The organism is Nocardia sp. NPDC023852 (assembly GCF_040639505.1).
Taxonomy (GTDB): Bacteria; Actinomycetota; Actinomycetes; order Mycobacteriales; family Mycobacteriaceae; genus Nocardia.
On the sequence record NZ_JBFAAB010000081.1, the window covers coordinates 1 to 1,309 of the forward strand.

General features: G+C 65.2%; 1 protein-coding gene. It reads right to left on the bottom strand.

Annotated elements, in window-relative coordinates; translation table 11 throughout:
- Positions 1 to 67: 67 nt before the first annotated feature.
- Positions 68 to 1,258 carry an IS701 family transposase gene (locus tag AB0H00_RS31960; protein ID WP_357273675.1) on the bottom strand — a complete coding sequence of 397 codons (1,191 nt, stop codon included), beginning with the start codon at positions 1,256 to 1,258 and terminating at the stop codon, positions 68 to 70.
- Between the last annotated feature and the right edge of the window lie 51 nt (positions 1,259 to 1,309).

Sequence of the window (1,309 nt, forward strand, 5' to 3'; positions counted from 1 at the left end):
CTGTATTGGTGGCGTCGGCGCCAGGTTGACCATCGCCAGATCGCTGCGCGGTCGGGTGAGTGTGTGATCACGTGTGCCAGAAGACGGCGGATTTCGCCGAGGGTGAGCGAGATGAGGCCGCTGCCAACGCTTTTGGGGCGATAGCGGCGGTGACTGCGAGGTAGGTGTGGGCGAGCATGGCCAGGGTGATGTGCCGGTACCAGGCGTCGTAGTGGCGGACCTGGTAGTGGTCGAGGCCGACCTCGGTTTTGGCGGTTTGGAAGCAGTCCTCGACGGCCCATCGGGATCCGGCGACGCGGATCAGTTCCTCGTCGGTGGTGCCTGTGGGTGCGCAACACAGGTAGTAGGCGATCTCCAGTGCGCCCTTGGCGTTCGGAGTCAGTGCCCGCCGCGCCAGCAGCCAGCGGCTCCAGCCCGGGGCTGTGGTCCACTCATAGACCGGCAGAGAGGCCACCGCCCAGTCGAACAGTCGTGGCCCTTTCGCTCCGGCACCGCAACTACGCCGTTTCCATGCTTGCGAAGGTGCTTGCGTGACAAGGTGATCCGCACGCGTGCAGCCTGCGGTGACGGGGATGGTCTGACTGCGTGGAACAGCGACGACGTACCCGATCCGGCGATCATCGAGCCAGGCCCGGAACTTGCCGTCGCCGCCATAGGCCTCATCCGCGGTCACCCACCTGGCCGGCACTCCCGCATCCAGGGCTCGGGCCAGCATGTTCTTCGCCAAGGTCGCCTTGGTCGCGAACGCGACATCCTCGGGCACGCTCGCCTCACGACACCGTTGCCGATCCTCGGTCCACGACTTGGGCAGATACAACTCCCGATCGATCAGCGTGCGCCCCTTGCTACCGGTGTAGGCGCAGAACACACCCAGTTGACAATTCTCGATCCGACCCGCTGTTCCGGAGTACTGCCGTTGCACCCCAGCAGATTTCACACCCTTCTTCAAAAACCCCGTCTCGTCGACAACCAAAACACCGTCCGGTGCCCCCAGATGCTCGACCGCGTAGGCGCGCAGGTCATCACGCACCCCGTCCGCATCCCACGCCGCCGCATGCAACAACCGCTGCATCCCGTCTGGTGTGCGCTCACCGGCCGCTTCCGCCAGCGTCCACCCATTCTTCCCGGCCAGCGGAGCCAGCAGGCCCCGCACATACAACCGTGCCCGCAACCGCGGCTCCGCCCGCTGAAACCGGCCCGCCACCTGTCCGAACAACTCATCCAACCCGGCCACCCACGCAGCCAGATCCTCATCCACCGACACAACGAAAAAGGCTACCCCGCAACATCACGAAGTGCAGCTGGAGTA